The sequence below is a fragment of the Exiguobacterium algae genome, assembly GCF_018617875.1.
In the GTDB taxonomy this organism is placed as follows: Bacteria; Bacillota; Bacilli; order Exiguobacteriales; family Exiguobacteriaceae; genus Exiguobacterium; species Exiguobacterium algae.
Map to the genome: position 1 here is coordinate 37,130 of NZ_JACSKZ010000002.1, position 18,456 is coordinate 55,585.

At 46.6% G+C, this 18,456-nt stretch carries 18 protein-coding genes; 2 read left to right on the top strand and 16 right to left on the bottom strand.

Annotation, left to right across the window (positions count from 1 at the left end; all coding sequences use genetic code 11):
* Nucleotides 1-16: 16 nt before the first annotated feature.
* The 6 genes from hfq to KNP03_RS05390 all read right to left on the bottom strand — a co-directional run bounded on the left by hfq (nt 17) and on the right by KNP03_RS05390 (nt 5,832).
* A complete protein-coding gene (gene hfq / locus KNP03_RS05365) occupies nt 17-268 on the bottom strand; it encodes an RNA chaperone Hfq (protein WP_214826328.1) in 252 nt (83 codons plus the stop codon).
* 27 nt (nt 269-295) lie between these two features.
* Complete coding sequence (miaA, locus tag KNP03_RS05370; protein WP_214826330.1) at nt 296-1,231, bottom strand: tRNA (adenosine(37)-N6)-dimethylallyltransferase MiaA; 936 nt, start codon at nt 1,229-1,231, stop codon at nt 296-298.
* A 241-nt stretch (nt 1,232-1,472) separates the two neighbouring features.
* On the bottom strand, nt 1,473-2,069 hold the full coding sequence (locus tag KNP03_RS05375; protein ID WP_240544486.1) for an AmiS/UreI family transporter: 597 nt from the start codon (nt 2,067-2,069) through the stop codon (nt 1,473-1,475).
* Nucleotides 2,070-2,213: 144 nt separating this feature from the next.
* A complete protein-coding gene (locus KNP03_RS05380; protein ID WP_214826334.1) occupies nt 2,214-3,743 on the bottom strand; it encodes a M4 family metallopeptidase in 1,530 nt (509 codons plus the stop codon).
* A gap of 177 nt (nt 3,744-3,920) precedes the next feature.
* Nucleotides 3,921-4,919 carry an ABC transporter permease gene (locus tag KNP03_RS05385; RefSeq protein WP_214826336.1) on the bottom strand — a complete coding sequence of 333 codons (999 nt, stop codon included), beginning with the start codon at nt 4,917-4,919 and terminating at the stop codon, nt 3,921-3,923.
* The gene (locus tag KNP03_RS05390) at nt 4,912-5,832 is read right to left on the bottom strand and encodes an ABC transporter ATP-binding protein (protein WP_214826338.1); all 921 of its coding nucleotides are present in this window, start codon (nt 5,830-5,832) and stop codon (nt 4,912-4,914) included. Before KNP03_RS05390 ends, KNP03_RS05385 begins: the two co-directional genes overlap by 8 nt.
* A gap of 119 nt (nt 5,833-5,951) precedes the next feature.
* Here KNP03_RS05390 and KNP03_RS05395 point away from each other — a divergent pair, with 119 nt between their 5' ends.
* Nucleotides 5,952-6,701, top strand: coding sequence for a GDSL-type esterase/lipase family protein (locus KNP03_RS05395; protein WP_214826340.1), 750 nt, complete (start codon nt 5,952-5,954; stop codon nt 6,699-6,701).
* A gap of 34 nt (nt 6,702-6,735) precedes the next feature.
* Here the strand turns inward: KNP03_RS05395 and KNP03_RS05400 are convergent, their stop codons facing one another.
* Together KNP03_RS05400 and KNP03_RS05405 are read right to left on the bottom strand one after the other, a co-directional pair.
* The gene (locus KNP03_RS05400; protein ID WP_214826342.1) at nt 6,736-7,407 is read right to left on the bottom strand and encodes a hypothetical protein; all 672 of its coding nucleotides are present in this window, start codon (nt 7,405-7,407) and stop codon (nt 6,736-6,738) included.
* Entirely contained in the window at nt 7,394-8,524 is a 1,131-nt protein-coding gene (locus tag KNP03_RS05405) for a mandelate racemase/muconate lactonizing enzyme family protein (RefSeq protein WP_214826344.1), read from the bottom strand. The genes KNP03_RS05400 and KNP03_RS05405 overlap by 14 nt, the downstream gene beginning before the upstream one ends.
* Nucleotides 8,525-8,602: 78 nt before the next feature.
* Between KNP03_RS05405 and KNP03_RS05410 the strand changes: the two genes are divergently transcribed.
* Nucleotides 8,603-9,802, top strand: coding sequence for a hypothetical protein (locus KNP03_RS05410; protein WP_214826346.1), 1,200 nt, complete (start codon nt 8,603-8,605; stop codon nt 9,800-9,802).
* Nucleotides 9,803-9,817: 15 nt separating this feature from the next.
* On the opposite strand, the gene nhaC is transcribed toward KNP03_RS05410, so the two are convergent.
* From nhaC to KNP03_RS05450, 8 genes are all read right to left on the bottom strand, one after another.
* A complete protein-coding gene (gene nhaC, locus KNP03_RS05415; RefSeq protein ID WP_214826348.1) occupies nt 9,818-11,245 on the bottom strand; it encodes a Na+/H+ antiporter NhaC in 1,428 nt (475 codons plus the stop codon).
* A 132-nt stretch (nt 11,246-11,377) separates the two neighbouring features.
* Entirely contained in the window at nt 11,378-12,472 is a 1,095-nt protein-coding gene (locus tag KNP03_RS05420) for an amidohydrolase (RefSeq protein WP_214826350.1), read from the bottom strand.
* A gap of 16 nt (nt 12,473-12,488) precedes the next feature.
* Nucleotides 12,489-12,836, bottom strand: a complete 348-nt coding sequence (locus KNP03_RS05425; RefSeq protein WP_214826352.1) for a DoxX family protein — start codon at nt 12,834-12,836, stop codon at nt 12,489-12,491.
* 56 nt (nt 12,837-12,892) lie between these two features.
* Complete coding sequence (locus tag KNP03_RS05430; RefSeq protein WP_214826353.1) at nt 12,893-14,143, bottom strand: S1C family serine protease; 1,251 nt, start codon at nt 14,141-14,143, stop codon at nt 12,893-12,895.
* 118 nt (nt 14,144-14,261) lie between these two features.
* Complete coding sequence (locus tag KNP03_RS05435) at nt 14,262-15,080, bottom strand: fumarylacetoacetate hydrolase family protein (protein WP_214826360.1); 819 nt, start codon at nt 15,078-15,080, stop codon at nt 14,262-14,264.
* A 54-nt stretch (nt 15,081-15,134) separates the two neighbouring features.
* Nucleotides 15,135-15,590 (bottom strand): anaerobic ribonucleoside-triphosphate reductase activating protein, encoded by a 456-nt coding sequence (nrdG, locus tag KNP03_RS05440; protein ID WP_214826362.1) that lies wholly within the window; start codon nt 15,588-15,590, stop codon nt 15,135-15,137.
* Complete coding sequence (locus KNP03_RS05445; RefSeq protein WP_214828247.1) at nt 15,565-17,436, bottom strand: anaerobic ribonucleoside triphosphate reductase; 1,872 nt, start codon at nt 17,434-17,436, stop codon at nt 15,565-15,567. The genes nrdG and KNP03_RS05445 overlap by 26 nt, the downstream gene beginning before the upstream one ends.
* 175 nt (nt 17,437-17,611) lie before the next feature.
* Complete coding sequence (locus KNP03_RS05450; protein WP_420827881.1) at nt 17,612-18,439, bottom strand: formate/nitrite transporter family protein; 828 nt, start codon at nt 18,437-18,439, stop codon at nt 17,612-17,614.
* Between the last annotated feature and the right edge of the window lie 17 nt (nt 18,440-18,456).

The following is an 18,456-nucleotide window of genomic DNA, read 5'->3' on the forward strand; positions in this document are numbered from 1 at the left end:
CGCTCTTTTTTTATACTTATGATCCTTCTGTCACTTCTACAACATCTGGCTCGTAGAGTGTCACGTTACGTGCTGGAGAAAAAGTTGAAATCGCGTGTTTATAGATCAGTTGCTGTCGGCCTTCTGACTCGACAATCACCGTGAAGTTGTCAAATGACTTGATTACTCCACGGATTTGAAACCCGCTCACTAAGAAGACGGTTGTCGGCACCATTTCTTTACGAAGTTGATTCAAAAAATGATCTTGAATGTTGTAGCTTGCTTTCATGCTGGATTCCCCCTAGTCTTTATCTCTTTAAAATAATCGGAATTTTCGAAAAAACCCCTCAACTTCATCATAAATACTTTTATACGATAGTTCAAATGGTTTATTTCCCATATCGACCCAAATTCCATCAAATTGATGCCGGAACCACGTCAATTGACGCTTCGCAAACTGCCTCGTATGCTGTTTTAACGTCTCGGTCGCCTGCTCTTTCGAAATTCTGCCTTCGATATATGGGACAATCTCTTTATAGCCGATTGCACGCATGGATTGGGCATCCCGGTATCCTGATTGGACGAGACGATTCACTTCATCTACAAGACCTGCCTCCATCATGAGATCGACACGGTGATTGATGCGTTCATATAACATCTCTCGATCGGCATGGAGAACAAACAGTTTATAGTCGTAATGTTCGGACGGGGTACTATCTGTCGTCTGTGAATCTCCGTTAAGAGCCACTTCAAGGGCTCGAATCACGCGTCGAACATTGTTCGGGTGAATCGATTCCGCACGTTTTGGGTCGAGAGACTGAAGACGCGCATGTAGCGCTTCTTTCCCATTCAGCTCCGCCTCTTGTTCGAGACGCGCTCGCAGTTCTAAATCGACAGGTCGCTCGACAAATTCATAGTCGTATAAAATCGAGCGGATATATAATCCGGTTCCTCCGACGAGAATCGGTAGTTTGCCACGGGAATAGATCTCATCGATTGCTTCACGTGCTAACTTTTGGAATTTGGCGACACTCATTTCTTCATCCGGTTCACAAATATCAATCAAGTGATGGGGAATTCCTTCCGCTTCTTCTTCCGTCACTTTTGCTGACCCGATATCCATTCCACGGTACACTTGGACCGAATCGCCTGATACGATTTCTCCATTGAACGCTTTTGCAAGTTCAATTCCGGTTTTTGTCTTCCCGACAGCAGTCGGTCCGACGATGACAATGACTGGCGTCTTGTTCATCGCTTTCACTCCTCAACTAAAAAACCGTCCCATACAGGCGACGGTTCATCAAATTCTTCTCTTTATATTATCATCAAATACAATGGCAAACAGCATCCAAACACATAAAAGTAATCCCAATAATAAAACAAGACCGTCACTCATCTGCTTTCGCCTCCTTTTTCTACTCCATTCCCACTTTTCACATTTTAGACACAATATATCCAAAAAAATAACACGCCCTAATTAGAGCGTGTAAGAATCAGGCGACTTCAACGGATGGTTTATGTCGTTTGATCGAGACAAGGAAATAAAGTACTGCCGTACCTGCAGCTGCCCACCAAATCATTTGATAAAGCGGTGTCATCATACCTGCCATTCCGAAAAGAGCTGGTACAATCAAAGTCAACCATGACAATGTGAGGGCCACACGAGCTGTATACGCTTCATTCGGTCGCCCAAGACCCATACCGAAGAAAAATAACGCCCATAAGAGTGACCACAACAACCATGTGAAGGCTCCCATCACATCACCTTGAGTGAGTGACACGAAACCATAAAAAGCGGCCGATATCGAAACAAACAACGAAAACCAGCCTACACCGCGCCCGTCCAAATTAAAGATGAACGTGATGCCAACATATAAATAAGTGAAAGCGAACAGATAAATACTTGCATAGCCGAACTGTTCACCCGGACTCGCTCCGATTACAAGCCAAGTGGCAATGAACGTTTGCAATAACCCCGTAAACAGGCTAAATACGCCCGCACTTTTCACTTCTACTTTCCCTAGTAAGACGAGGCTGTTCAAAAACAACGCCACGCCGCCGAATAACAAACTTACGTTACCCACACTCATTACCCCTTTGTACAGATGTCTGACGTCTTATTTACTCTTCCACTTTAGCTTGCATTCGGTTTCATTGCAATAGACTTTTCATCTGTTCATGAAGTTGACACGAACAAAAAATCCCTCTTCATGAGAAGAGGGATCGGGCGATTCTTAATATACGCCGACCGCGTCGAACGACTTCGCTGCAGCAACAGCTTCAGGAGATGTTGCGCCGTAAAGATCTTTCGCCGATTGGACGACTGCTTGACGAAGACTCGAGAAGTTCGACGTCGGTGTCAAGTAGACATTGAGGGCACGATAGTAAATATCACCCATTTCCAACACACCTACACCTTGAACTGCAACGCCGTAATGTGTGCCACCGTTTCCGAGTAGGTATGCCGCTTTGTTGACGATACCCGAGTTGATGTGAACCCCACCGTTATCCTGCGTTCCTGTATAACGGACAGAGTAATGATCTGGATCGCCGAATGCTGCTGGATCTGACATTGAACGGAGCGCGTCACCTGCTACGCCTGGCGTATAGATGTCTTCCCCAATCAACCAGTCAAAGTCAGTACCCACGCTGTATTCTGCAACTGTTCCTAAAATGTCAGACATCGCTTCATTGATCGCACCAGATTCGTTCTGATAGATCAACCCTGCTGTGTATTCTGTGACAGCGTGCGATAATTCGTGCGCCACGACGTCAAGTCCACCCGAGAGATATGTGAACGTTTGACCGTCTCCATCACCATAAACCATCTTACTTCCATCCCAGAAGGCGTTGTTGTAGCTACGGCTGTAGTGAACGGTTGAATTGAGTGCTGCGCCCGCGTTGTCATAGCTGTCACGACCGAAGTTATTCTTGTAGAAATCATAAGTCTTCGCAGCATTGACATGTGCCGAAACAGCCGCACGGTCATACGTTGAATTGAATACGTTGTCGACATCAGCCCATAAAGATCCAGGAAGACGTGTGCGGTTCTTGGCATCATAAGTGTAAATCCCGTTACCGCGAGTCACGTCCTGCAAATAATAATACGAGCCGCTCTTCGTAGTTTTGAATGTCTGGCTGTACCCAAGAACATCAATTCCTGTACCTGTATAAGTGGTACCTGTTACTGAATTGGTTGTTCGTGCATGCGCCAATTGATCAAACTTGTTCAATACTTCACCGCTTGCTGCATCGATGAAGTACGTCCAGCGTGACGGCTCTTCCGCATCGAGGATGGTACCTGTCACTTGATATGCATATGAAGAAGTTTCACCGTTCGGATAGACGACTAGCTTCGCCTCAGGCTCGATTTCGTATGCCCCTTTATGTCCGACGAGTGCTTTATACCGTGCGACTGCTTTGTTTTCATTCAACTTGATCGATTTATGTAATCCTTTAATCGATTTCGCGTCGTCCACCACTGTTTTCAACTGTCCTGACTCGTCCACGACCCCGACAACAATCCCACCGAATACCGGAACGCCATCGACTGTCTGTTGAAGCTTCACGATTTGACCGACTTTGTCTTTCGTTGTTTGAATCGTTTTAAATTCACCTTTTGCTTTCACATAATCCTTGACGATCGTGCTGGCGGAACGTTCAGACGGTGTAGTCAACGTCCCTGATTCCAATCCTGCTGCACCGGCAAATTGTGGTACGAGTAATGCTCCTGCGATTAATGATGTGGATAAAGCTTTCTTCATTTGTTTCCCTCCTTTGTGATGAGTCTTACTTTACAGATTTTTTCTAAATTGAGGTATCCAACTTTTTAATTATTTTGACAATTCTAAATATTGGGTCATTTGTACCAATCCAAAAGTTTCATAGCCCTTTTCACCGTAAGAAAAAAGTGTCATCGGTTAGGATGACACTGACAATAATTAGTACACATCTTTCTGTGTGAAATGATAAAACGCATAAGCCAATGCAGCGATGGACCAAACAAAAATCACAATTAGTGAAAACGGTAAGGTCATGCCTTCGATTGGCGGCGCTTGTCCTTCTAAATACGTATGAAGCCCGAAGTTCACGTTGACCAAGTATTTCGAGCTGTCCCAGTTTGAGCCGAGCGATGTAAGCAGCGGACCCGAAATCAGAATGGCCATCATAATCCCAATTCCAGTCGCCGTGTTTTTGACGATGACTGAGATCATCAAAGCAAGTGTCCCGACGGCTGCGACGACAAGCCACGACAATCCGATCGACATGAGTAAATATTGCCACATCGGAAGTGTGTGAACGAAGTCCGTCGAAAAGGTTCCTGTTGAGGAAGCCTGGAATCCTGTTAAAATCGGAGCGGTCCAACCATCCCATCCAAGCACAATGCCCGAGATCGCGTAACTGATCAAAGCTGTCACAAACATCAAAATAGATGTATAGAGTAACGTTGTCATCCATTTCGCCAACAGAATTTTGTACCGCCTTACAGGTCTGGAGAGTAACGTCTTGATTGTTCCGTCATTATGTTCCCCACTCACGATATCGGCCATCAGCACAATAATGAACAAGGGGAGAACGAGAGTCGTACCTTGCGAGAAGAACACCCGCATAAATGTAGGGGCACCCGGATAGTTCGGGTTGATGTCGTTATCGAGATAGTATTGATTTTGCTTCACCCGAAACTCTAAAATTTGGCGGAATTCATCTTGAACGTTCGCCGAGGCGAGACGGTTTTGTGTATCGATGATTTCTTGTTGCAGATCGACCCTCCAGTCAATCGTCCCCTGCTCTTCCCGCTGTTTTTCAATCTGACGATAGTTCGCATAAGTGAACATGGAGACGAGGATAATCAATATGATGGAAACGACAAGCAAACGACGTTTTCTGTGGATTTTTAATACTTCATTCCGAATGAGGCCAAGTAGAGACGGATTAGACAATATGATCTCCTCCCGTCAACGTGATAAAGAGATCTTCTAACGTCTGAACACGGCGTTCAAGTCCGTATACATCCACGTCTTTTTCCAATAAGTATCGATTCAATTTTGCGGTTTCCTCTACGTTCATCGAAATCCGAATCGTCCGCTCATCGACGACTTCTGCGTGCTCAATCTCTTCGTATCCTTGAATGATCGGAAGAACCTCGAAGCTATCCCGAACATGTAAATCCACCGTCGATGCCAGTTCATCAATCAAGTCACGCACTGTGCCGACTTTAACCAATTTCCCACGAGACATGATGGCGACCCGGTCAGCGAGCAGTTCGATTTCGGCCAAGATATGGCTCGATACAAGAACACTGAGGCCAGTCTCCTCCACGAGACGGCGAATAAAGAGGCGTAAATCACGAATACCCATTGGATCGAGTCCATTTGTCGGCTCATCGAGAATCAATACGCGCGGATTATTCAATAAAGCCTGGGCAATTCCTAAACGCTGTCGCATCCCTAAAGAATACGTTTTGACCTTGTCATCGATCCGTGCCGTCAAATCTACAAGATCAATCACTTCTTGAATCCTTGCTTCATCCACATTCGGCAGCATTCGGGCAAATACTTCTAAATTCTCACGCCCGCTCAAATATTTGTATAGTTCGGGGTTTTCCACGATGGCTCCGATTTGGTTCATCGCCTGTACAAATTGACCGTCGACCCGGTAGCCGCAAATGGATACATTTCCTTTTGTCGGCTTGATCAGGCCAACGATCATCCGGATCGTTGTCGTCTTGCCTGCCCCGTTTGGTCCAAGAAAACCGAATACTTCTCCAGGAAACACATCTAATGAAATGTCATCAATAATCGTTTTTTTACCAATCACTTTCGTCAACTGGTTCAGTTTTAACGTTGGTTGCATCATCTCACCTCTCTCTTTATTCTATCTGACTCCTCCCATTCTGTCCTATTCGAACATTCACATAGGGCACACTGATTCATTTTTGATATGATTAGAAATATAGAAAGTGAGGTCATCCCATGAAGAATGGTAAATGGTACGCGTTTTTAACGGTTTCACTCGTATTGACCGGCACAGCACTTTTTGGCCTGTGGATGGGTTATCAAGATATCGTCGACCCGCCTGAACGAACACTGTCCGTTCAAGAATCCGATCGACCTGAAGCAGATGGGGAGGTCTATGTAGCGTTAGGTGATTCATTGACTCGCGGTGTCGGGTCCTCTTCCGGCGCTGGTTATGTCCAGCCTGTGGGTGAGGAATTGAAGGACGAAGGAATCCGTACTCAAAATCTGGCCGTGTCCGGGGCACGAACTGAGGATTTACTCGCTCAACTTGAACAACCTGAAGTACGGCGGACAATTGAAAACGCCCGGTATATCACGCTCACAATCGGCGCGAACGATTTATTCAATCGCGGAGAAAACGTCGATGAATTTGAAAACATCGACATCCGACAAGTCATCCAGGATGCTGAATCAAACTTGAATACCGTCTTCTCAGAAATCCGTTCATTAAACGACTCTGCAGAAATCATTTATATCGGGTTATACAATCCGTTCCAAAATGACGAGAATGGTCAGGCTTTTAACCAAGTCATCCATGATTGGAACGCGAAAGCCAATCAACTCGCGAACTCCTATGCGATTGATGTGATCGATCCGTTCGCCTATGTCCAGGATTTATCACGCGACCTGTCGTCCGATCAATTTCACCCGAGCGACCGTACTTACGAAAAAGTAGCGGACGACGTCTTGTTCGTCTTTGAATGAAAGACATGTCCTCGTTACAAATCGAGGACATGTCTTATTTTTCATATCGGACAAACCATTGGTCATCTTTTCTGAATACCCCTGAACCGTGCCAACCATCTTGAAGTAACATCTCTTGACGCTTTCGATCCTGCATCATCACGTCAATCATGTCTGATGGCTCAGACCACAGACGATGAAACGGTTTATAGAAGATATAGCGTAGCTTCCCTCCATATTTTTCTTTCAATGCCCCGATCCGAAGTCCAAGAGCGAATTTATCCTTCATACTCGGGATGTTGAACGGTGCGACTGTTGCACAGACGACATCGAACCGGTCATCAGACTCGAATTGCTCCATCAACAGTTTCCCCAAATGTGTCTGCAAACCGTAACCCCGGAAGTTCGGATGCACGTTTGTCACTTCTTGATAAAGGACGCGTTCAAGTAAAGACGTCGGCCAGCCGATATCTCGCCCTAAATGTTCGTCGTCAATCGGTGGAATAAGCATGGCTCTGAATGCGATGAGTCGACCTTCAGACTTAGCCCCGATCAGCGTCTGATCCGTCAACAGTTTCGTGAACTCTTCGATGGATAAAGATTGATAATGATCCGGGTCAGCCAGTGCTTGGATCACAGCTTCCTGAACCGACAACAGTTCTGGTAAATCAGATAAAGTCAGCACTTGCACTTGAAGCGAAAGATCTTTGATCTCACCTTGCCACATGCGATTCCGCTCCAATCACGTACGAAGCGGTTGTCAGTTCACGCAACACATCTTCGTCGACATCAATGCCTAGACCCGGTCGATCGTTTAACGAGATGATTGGCAAATCATATGTTAAGTTTCCGACATCTTTTCCAAAGCGGAGCGGTCCTGTCAATTCGACGGTTTTCACGATGTGACTAGAGAAGGCGACATGGAATCCTGCACTCGATGCAATCGATGATTCGACCATCGAACCGATTTGGCATTCGATGCCGGACATTTCAGCCATGTGGACTAACTTTTTCGCAGGATAGATTCCGCCGCACTTCATCAATTTAATGTTTGCTTTATGCGCAGCCTGCATCATCGTCAGGCGTCTCATATCGTTTAAGTCTTTCATGCCCTCATCAATCATGAGCGGAACCGAAATTTTTTGTTTCACTTCAAACATGCCTTCAAAATCATCCGCCTTTACGGGTTGTTCGACCCAGTCGATACCATATGGTTCGAGTAGACGCATCGCTTGAACCGTGTTGGCCGCATTGACCCAACCTTGATTGACGTCAACGCGTATCGGTACATCCGGCCCAATCGCTTCTCGTACGGCTTTGACTCGTGCCACGTCCGTTTGTACGTCGACCCCGACTTTCATCTTGACGGCCGTGTAGCCTTGATTGATTTGTTCGAGTGCCTCTTGTGCCATATGGCTCGGTTCCCCGATACTTAAGACGTGCGTGACCGGGAATGACTCATGGTACCGACCGCCGATCCATTCGTAGATCGGTTGATTTAATTTTTTACCAATCAAATCGTGACACGCGATATCGAGTGCTGCTTTCGCGGCCGGAACCCCCCGAATCGTACGGTCCATCTCGTCATGAATCCGCTCCAAATGCATCGGATTCTTCCCGATTAATAGTGGTGCCAACAGATGACGAAGGACACTGACCGTACTTTCGGCAGACTCACCCGTCACGTGCTCATCCGCCACTGCTTCCCCATAACCGACCAATCCACAAGTCGTGGTCATCTTGACGATGACAGACGGCATGTCATCATAACGGTGATAACTGACGATAAAAGGGACTTTTAACGGGAATCGAACTGAGAAAATTTCAATTTTGTTTATGTTCAACTTCATCGCTCCTTTACTTCGTGAACGCTTTCCTCTATATTGTCGTTATATAGACGCTAAATTGCAAGGAGGATTTACATGTCCATCCATATCGCCGTCGTCGGCTCACCAGCTTTTATTCAACATATTGTAAAAGGTTCTTCTTTACCCGATGTCCGGATTGAAGGGTTTCCTTATGATGACCCACGCGAAGCGAAAGACATCGCCCATCAATTACACTTTTTTGACGGTGTTTTCTTCTCCGGTTCATTTCCGTATACGTACGCGATGGAGAGGGCGAACCTCCCATATGCCCATCATGTGATTCAAGATGACGTCATTCTGTTGACCTCACTCTTATACGTATCGACCATTCACCATGTACGACTCGACGATCTCTCCATCGACCTCGTTCAAGCGTCACGGCTCGATACAATCTTTGAGTCATTCCCAAACACCCTCTCACCAATGCATGTGAAGCAACTCAATCCATACATGGACTTCGAGGACTTGATTGCCTTTCATAAACAGCTTCAAGATAGCGGGGCGACACAACTCGCCTTGACGAGTGTCGAACAAGTGCACCGTCGATTACTGAATGACGGCTATGCGAGCCAGCTCATGATTGAACCGAAAGAGAGGACGCTCCACCACTTCAATGATTTTCTACAACAGATTCGATTGAAAAAATCAGATCAGTCGCAATTTGCTATTCTTCACTATTCGAATTCAAGTGAAGAAACGTTAGCACACGTGTCGGACCATCAATTCTTCGATGGCAAGTTGCTACAATCGGATGAAGAGGGAGTCACAATCTTATCGAATAAAGGCAAAATTGAGACCGCTATTTCAAATGGTGTTGTTTTACCGGATCTCTCGTCTGTTCATGTCGGCATCGGATATGGTTCAGACTATCAGCGTGCTCTCGACCATGCACGACTCGCTCTTTATGCAGAAAGTGAACGTCTGATGCGCATCGTCGATGATTCGAAGCGACTGATGTTCTCGGATCAACCATCACCCATTCATTTTCGCGTCACGCAAACACGAGTCTACGACATGATGAAACAGACCGGTATGAGTCCGACCAATATCGAAAAACTCATCCACTTTTCACAAGATCAACTTGAGTTCACGGCTAAAGAGTTGACCGATTACTTACATGTCACCCGTCGCACGACAGAGCGTTTGATTAAAAGATTAGTCGATGCGAAACTCGTGCATGCGATTGGTGAAGAAATGAGTTACAGTCAAGGTCGTCCTCGTACGGTGTATAAATTTCAATTCCCGGTCGATTGACGACCGGGAATTGTTTTATTGTGCTGCTTGCTTCACAACTGACTCTTCTTGCTGAATGACCGCCATGCGCTCAATTGTGAATCCCGTAAAGGCATACAGAATCGAAATGACCGGTACGATAAAGTTTAAGACGGCGTACGGCGCGTATTCGAATGCCCCGACCCCGAGCGTACCAAGAATGAATACCCCACACGTATTCCACGGGATGAACACCGATGTCAATGTTCCACCGTCCTCGAGTGCGCGAGATAAGTTTTTCGATTGTAATCCCATTTTTTCATAAGCGCCTGCAAACATACGTGACGGAACGACAATCGAGATATACTGCTCCGAACAGGTCGCATTTGTCGCAATCCCCGCTAAAATCGTTGAAGCGATCAACGAGCCTGCCGTTTTCGCCAACTTCAAGATTTGATTCATGATTGATTGAAGCATACCTGAATATTCTAAAATTCCACCGAACGTCATCGCGACAATCGTCATCGAGACCGTATACATCATCGCATCGAGACCCCCTCGGCTAAAGAGGTTGTCTACCAATTCATTTCCCGAATCAATGACATAGCCACTTTGAAGGGCACCTACGCTGTCAGCGAACGTCCCTCCTTGAATGAACACTTGAGCCAAGAAACCAAGTGCAATCCCAACGACGAGTGCCGGAATTGCCGGAACTTTTTTCGCGACGAGTAAAATGACGGCGAGCGGTACGACGAGTAACCATGGCGAGATGACAAAACTATCTTCAAGAATGTTAAGCGTCTGCGTGATTTCTGAAGAGTCCGTCGTCGAATCTGCGAACCGTCTACCAAGCCAAGCGTAAACTCCTAACGCAATGATGAGTCCTGGAATCGTTGTATACAACATATGACGGATATGTACAAACAAATTCGTATGTGTGAGTCCTGACGCCAAGTTGGTCGTGTCTGACAATGGGGACATCTTATCCCCGAAATAAGCACCTGAGATGACTGCCCCCGCAACCATCGGCGCTGGGATCCCCATACTCAGCCCGATGCCCATCCCCGCTACACCGATCGTTCCCATTGTAGACCATGAACTCCCGATGGAAAGTGCGACGACGGCACAAATGAGACAAATCGTTAAAAGAAAGTATGCCGGCGAAATGATCTTCAACCCGAAATAGATCATCGTGGCGACAACTCCCCCGCCGATCCATGCGCCGATTGTCAAACCGACCAAAATAATGATGACGACTGCCGGCAACGCGAGACGAATCCCTTTGTACATCATCTCTTCAATCTCTTTCCACTTGAACCCGTGACGCCATGCGACGAGTGAAGCGACTGACGTACCGACGATGAGCGGAATGTGCGGTCCTTGTTCGAGTTTGACGATCGAGATGAGCATGACGACAATCATCACGCCGAGCGGCAACAGTGCCCACCCTAATTTCATGTCTTGCTTGTTCCCCGTTGTTTCCATCTAACTTCCTCCCCTTTAGCGAATATTCAGAATTGTCGTTATATTGTCGCTAATAACGTTATGATAGCGCTTACAATTGTTTGATGCAATAGAAAAATGAGTGGACAGACATCCGTCTATCACACTCATCGCTTACATTGTTGCTGCAATCCGGAGGACATCGGCTAGAAGCAACGCGCCATCCTGTAACGCGTCACGGTCGAACGTCATATGGGGATGGTGTAGACCCGGTCCTAAATCCGCACCGATTCCGATCATCGTCGCATCAAGCGTCGGTTTCTCTACGGTATAGAAATGAAAATCGTCGCTACCTGACGTCACAACCCGCTCTACGAGTGCCAATTGACCGAAGCGCTCCTCGATTGCCTGCTTGGCGATCTGACTCGAATGCTCTCCGACGACCGCGCCAGGTGTGAAATCTTGCCATTCCCATTCTAATTTCACATCATGGAGTTGCGCAATCTTGAGTAACATACCTTCGACACGATTCCGGAGCTCGAGCAATTCTTCATTTTGCTGAGCACGTACGTCAATCGAGAACGTCGCATTCCCCGGAATGATGTTCATGTTGTCGCTTCCGGCGTGAACTTTCGTCAATTTGATCGAGTGCGGTTCAAACGGCGACAAGTAAATGCTTTTCAACATATGTTGAATTGAGAAGATGACATCGAGTGCGTTCTGACCTTGATGCGGTCTTGCACCGTGCGCATCATCCCCGAGTACCTCTCCTTTTAAGAAAAAGGCAGCTCCATGTTGAATCGCCGCCGCATATTGGCCTTTCTTCAACTCTTCTTGTGGACGCAAATGAATCCCGAACAGTTGCGTCACGTCTTCTAACGCGCCGCGTTCAATCATTGCGAGTGAACCGTTCCCTTTCTCTTCAGCAGGTTGAAAGATAAAACGGATTCTTTTTTGTAGTGTCTCGTCTTTCAACTGCTCGAGCGCACCGAGCACCATGCTCATATTGGCGTCATGCCCGCACGAATGATTGGCCCGAAACACCCCATCGACTTGTTGCCATAACGCATCAATGTCTGCCCGTACTGCGATGACTTCTTCTCCGGAACCGATTTCGGCAATTACTCCCGTCACATCATCAAACGTCCGATAGGGGATCGACCAGTCCGCTAAAATCGATGCGATCGTTCGGGTCGTCTCGACTTCTTTCCAACTGACTTCCGGATGTGCATGAAAATGTTCAAACCACTTGTTCACGTTTGTTGTCATATGTATCTCCTTACACTCATTTAATTTTTTCGACGCCTTTAATGAGCACCCATTGCAAAGGTAAACGTCCCCACGTAATCCATTTCGGGATCACTTTCCCTCCGATTTTGGAAGGTTTAATTGCCATATTCACGTTTGCGGGGAATACTGCGATGAAAAACGCCGGCAATGTCCGTTTCACGAACGTCGTCCCTTTGTTCAATAGGAGCATCATTCCAAGAATGACCTCGATCAACCCGCTCAATTGAACCATCAATCGTCGAAACGGCCACGATTTTGGGATGATTGACATGAACGCTTTTTCCCTAACAAAATGTAAGATCCCGGCCCCGAACAATAACGCACCATATAGATTTCGAATCATTGGTCACTCTCCTTTTTTATAAGCATAGCAAAAAAGGAGGGCATGATGCCCACCTTTTACAATGAAGAACCGTTCGCATTTTGAATCTCGACTTGGACGGTTTCCGTCTTCCCGTCACGGATATATTCGATGTCGACCGTTCCGTCCGTATCCCGGATCAATTCACTCCGTAGATCGATGAACGAGCTGACCTCTTGATCGTTAATTTTGACGATGACATCTTTTGGTTCCAATCCGGCACGAGCGGCAGAACTGTTCTGTTGGACTTCGATGATAATCGTCCCGGCCGTTACCGATTCAGGCAAGTTAATCTGCTCTGACAAATAGCCCGGTGGGAATTCAGAAACGTCTCGTAACGAAACGCCGAGTGACGGGTGATTCACTTCGCCAGTCTGCTCGATTTGATTGATTAACGGAAGCGCAATGTCAACCGGAATCGAGAATCCAACCCCTTCCACTTCCGCTGTCGCAATCTTCATCGAGTTGATGCCGACTAGTTGTCCGGCTTCGTTGATCAGCGCCCCACCTGAGTTACCAGGGTTGATTGCGGCATCCGTCTGAATCACTTCGGCATTGAAGTCGGCCTGCCCATTCTCATCGGTGTCGACTGGGACAAGTCGTGACGTCGACGACACAACCCCACGCGTCACTGAGTTTTCAAATTGTCCGAGCGGGTTACCAATGGCTACGACCGTTTGTCCCGGTTTCAATTCACTTGATTTTCCGATCGAAATAACCGCCGGGACTTGGTCGGCATCGACTTTCAAGACGGCCAAGTCATATGTCGCGTCACTTCCCATTAATGTCGCGTCCGCTGACGATCCGTCGTTAAACGTCACAGTCAGACGCTCGGCACCATTGACGACGTGATGGTTCGAGACGATATACGCCGACTCGCCTTCTTTCTTATAGATGACCCCTGACCCGACTCCAGCCACCGATGCTTCGTTCGAAAAGCCGGTCGAAGCGTAGTTATTCACCGTAACGACCGCCGGCTGAGCTTTCGCAACAGCATTCGTCACAGACGAATCGGAAACGTTTGACGAGGTTTGCACAGGTGTTCCTTCGTTCGTCACGTTCGTGTCACTGACATTTGTAGCGGGTTGATCAATAAACGGATAGGCGATTGCCCCCGTCAATAAGGCACCGATGATTCCTCCTACAAATCCGGGAAACATTCTGCCGATGACTGATGGCTTTTTATCTTGTGTGACCGGCTCTTCAGAAGCTCGATGCGACGAACCGAGTTCAGTATCTAACCAATCTTTTTGTTGCTCTGATTCATGTGATTGATCATGACGATCCATAGTGATTCATCTCCTCTGTTTATTCCTCAATACTCTATCCTCAATATACAGGAGACAACCCTTCATTTATAAAATGATAAATGGATTACAAGATTCTTCACAATTTGCGTCATTTCAGTTATACAACAAAGTTGCGAAGTGATCCGATTCCGTGGATGGTCACTTCCACCGTATCTCCTGTTTGAAGATAGGTTGGCGGATTCATGCCGTGTCCGACTCCGGCAGGCGTACCTGTTGCAATGATATCTCCTGCCTCCAATGTCATCCCTTTAGAGAGCGTCTGAATCAATTCTTCAACAGGTCGGATCATATCGGCCGTTGTCCCATATTGACGTCGTTCCCCGTTTACTTTTGTCTCAATCGTCAACGGGAAGTTGAGTTCATCGGGTGTGACGATAACCGGACCGATCGGACAGAACGTATCGAACGATTTCCCTCTGAAAAATTGTCCGTGTTGTTTTTGAACATCACGCGCTGTCACATCATTTAAAATGGTATAGCCGAAAATGTGGTCTTCAACCGTTTCGATATCACGACCGGTTTTGCCGATAATGATTGCGAGCTCCCCTTCATAGTCCAATTGATCAGTCAACTCGGGATGCCGTTCGATGTTGGTTTCCGGACCGACAACGGACGTCGGTGACTTTGTAAAGATCACCAGCTTTCCAGCTCCTGCTGTATCCATCTCTTTCACGTGTTCCTCATAGTTTTTACCGATACACATCACATTTTTCAATGGACGATACGGTGCCAACAAACGAACATCCGCCAATCGCTCCATTGGTGCCACGTCTAAATCGATATCGGGAATGAACTCCCGAGCAATCACTTCTAAAAGGTTTGTTGTATGTACTTGATTACTCACGTCATAGACGAAATCACCTTCGATTACCCCGACCTTTTGCTCATGATCTTTTTCAAAACTGCACCATTTCATGTCTAACTCCCCCTTTATTTCAGTATACAAAAAATCGAGACGACAACGCCTCGATTACACTTTATTTAGAAAAATGACGCGTTGATTGCTCGAGCCTCGAAAACGGAGGCTCAAGTCTTTCAGGGACTGCTCAAAACGACCGTCCACGAGCACATCCGCATGATCCAACACATACTGAACATGTGTATCTTCCATGTTTTCCAGTTGCTGCAGCGTATAACCTGTATATACCCATACGTTTTTCCCTTGCTTCTTGCACTCTTGAACGAGCATGGCCAACTCTTCTTTTTGAAGAAACGGCTCTCCCCCGGAAATCGTGACGCCTTCCCACCCGACGTGTGCGATATGATGACTCAATTCCTGAATCGATTTTTCAACCCCTCCGTTCGGGTTCCAGGAGGTGGGATTATGACAGCCAGGGCAACGATGCGGACAACCAGCTGTGAATACGACTGTGCGCACTCCTGGTCCATCGACGACCGATTCATCTACGATTGACAGTACGCGCATGATGCTTCACCCTCGCTTTTTCTTCTTCCCGCTTTGCCGTGTTCCACCGATCCATCGTACCGACCAAATACCCCGTGATGCGACGAATGCGTTCGATGTTCTCGTCTTCTCCACACGTCGGGCATGATGTATCAATCAATCCTTCCTGCCCACAAGAACCGCATCGGTCGACCGGATGATTAATTGAACCATAACCGATATTGTGTTTTCGCATCAATCGAACGATGGACTCAACAGCTTCGGCATTATGTGCTAATGATCCGTCTACTTCGACGTATGTGATATGCCCTGCGTCACATAGCGCGTGATACGGCGCCTCGATTCGAATCTTGTTTTGAATGGATACAGGTTGATACACCGGAACATGAAACGAGTTCGTGTAAAAAGCCCGGTTTGTCACGCCCTCGATCATACCGAACTCCAATTGATCTTTTGCAACAAATTTCCCGGAGAGCCCTTCTGCCGGGGTCGCCAGTAAAGAGATATTTAAATCATAGCGATCTGCTGCTTGCTTTATGCGTTCTGAGAGGTGGGTAATGATTTCTAACCCAAGTCTCTCCGCCTCGGTTGATTCGGCATGGGTTGCCCCGACGAGTACGTTTAACGCTTCCGCCAACCCGATGAATCCAACAGACAGTGTCCCTTGTTTCAATACTTCTCTCACTTCATCGGAAGGTGCGAGCTGTTCGCTCCCTTTCCACACCCCTTGCGTATATAAAAATCGAAACTCTTCGACTTTACGTGTACATTGATAGTCGAAACGCTCAATCAACTGTTCGAGCGCCACGTCCACGTAACGATTTAAGATTTCAAAAAAGTCAGCCACACCTGAAGAAGTCAGTGCCATTTTCACTAAATTTAATGTCGTAAAGGACAGGTTCCCTCTCCCAATCGATGTCTCTTCTCCGTGCCGATTCCCCATGACACGAGTTCGACACCCCATGTAGGCGATTTCTGATTCGTGAGTCTCATCATAGTATTGGAGATTGAACGGGGCATCAATGAAGGAGAAGTTCGGGAACAACCGTTTCCCGGAAATTCGACAAGCTTCCTTGAACAAGTCGACGTTCGGATCTTCTTCGTTGAAATTAATCCCTTCTTTTACTTTAAAGATTTGTATCGGAAAAATCGGTGTCTCGCCATTTCCAAGTCCACGTTCTGTTGCACGAAGCAACTCGCGAATAAACACCCGTCCCCAAATCGATACTTCCGTGCCGTAGTTGATGGATACGAACGGAACTTGTCCACCCCCGCGAGAGTGCATCGAGTTCGCATTATGGATAAATGCCTCACAGGCTTGATAAGTCGCCGTAACGGTCTCAGCCTCCGCCACTTCTTTTAACTGCTCATCGCTCAACTGGATCGGTAAGCGCTTCAGGCGTTCGATTTGGCGCGTGTATGTCTTTTCGACGTATGGTGCAAGGTCGACATCAAACATCGGGAACGCCTGACCACCATGTTGCATGTTTTGATTGGCTTGAAGAATGATGGAAGCGAGTGCCATCGCCGAACGGATATCTTGTGGCGGTCGAATCGTTCCATGTCCCGTGTGAAATCCATTTTTAAGTAATTTGCCAAGCGGGATTTGACAACAAGTCGTCGATCCGGTCAAGTAATAATCCGCGTCATGAATGTATAGGTAGTTTTCGTTTACGGCTTTCTTCACACGTTCGCTCAACAAATAGGTACTCGAAAGCTCTTTTGATATCTCTGACGATATCCGTGCCAGCTTTCCAAGAGGGGATTTCCCGTCGACATTTGCATTTTCTTGAACCAAGTCCTGATCAGGGATTACACAAACATCCTCATACAATTGATATAAATTCACTTCGCAACACCTCACCATATATTGATTCAAATAAAAGATTTATCCCTAAATGATTCCATATATAGATTATGACACGACTTCCAATCAAGATGCCGCGTCAATATTGTGAATGTTTCAAGCCGAAAAATGGTCAAAAAAAGAGCCGAATCTTTGATAAGACTCGGCTCAGAGCATTTCGTGAGAAAACTCATATTTATTTTGCAGCCTTGATGACTTTTAGTTCAACCTCTTCTGATTCCTGTGCTTCACGGAGACCTTTTGAGTTCAACCATGTATAAATAGCTCCCATGAATAAGGCGCCACCGATAATGTTTCCGAATGTCGCCGGAATCAAATTGTGCACCGCACCGGCAAGGTTGATTGTCTCCGGATGTGGAACGACGAGTGTCAAAGCGAATAAGACAAAGTTTGCAATGACATGGTCAAAACCTGATGCAAAGAATACGGCCACAAGGAAAATCATAGAGAAGATCTGTGCAAACTCATTTTTCATCTGTTTCGGTAAGAAAATGGCAAGACAGACCATCCAGTTACAGAAGATTGCTCGGAAGAAGATTTCCACTGTCGAATGATGCATTTTTCCTTCAACGACTGAGAACAGCCAGTTATTCATTCCAAGTTCTTGAATCACACCCGTCGGCGCGAGGAGTAATGCAAACAAAATTCCGCCAAGCGCATTTCCGACAAAACAAAGCGTCCAAACGAGCATCGTATCGCTCAATGTTGTATATCCACGGAGTGTCGAAGTTGTAAAATACATCGTGTTCCCTGTGAAAAGCTCAGCTCCCCCGTAAATAATCATCACAAGAGCAATCCCGAATGAGAAACCACCGATCAGCGTCGTAAACGGTGAACCGGTCAAGTACATCCCGTTCACGACTTTAAGCGTAAAGATTGAGGCAAATCCGATAAAGATTCCGGCCAACATCGCCCGTAAAAAATATTCCATCGGACGGTAATGAATCATTTGGGACGATGCTTGCGCTTTTTTCCGTAATGATTCGAGTGCATGGATTTCCATAGATGCCATGTCACAAA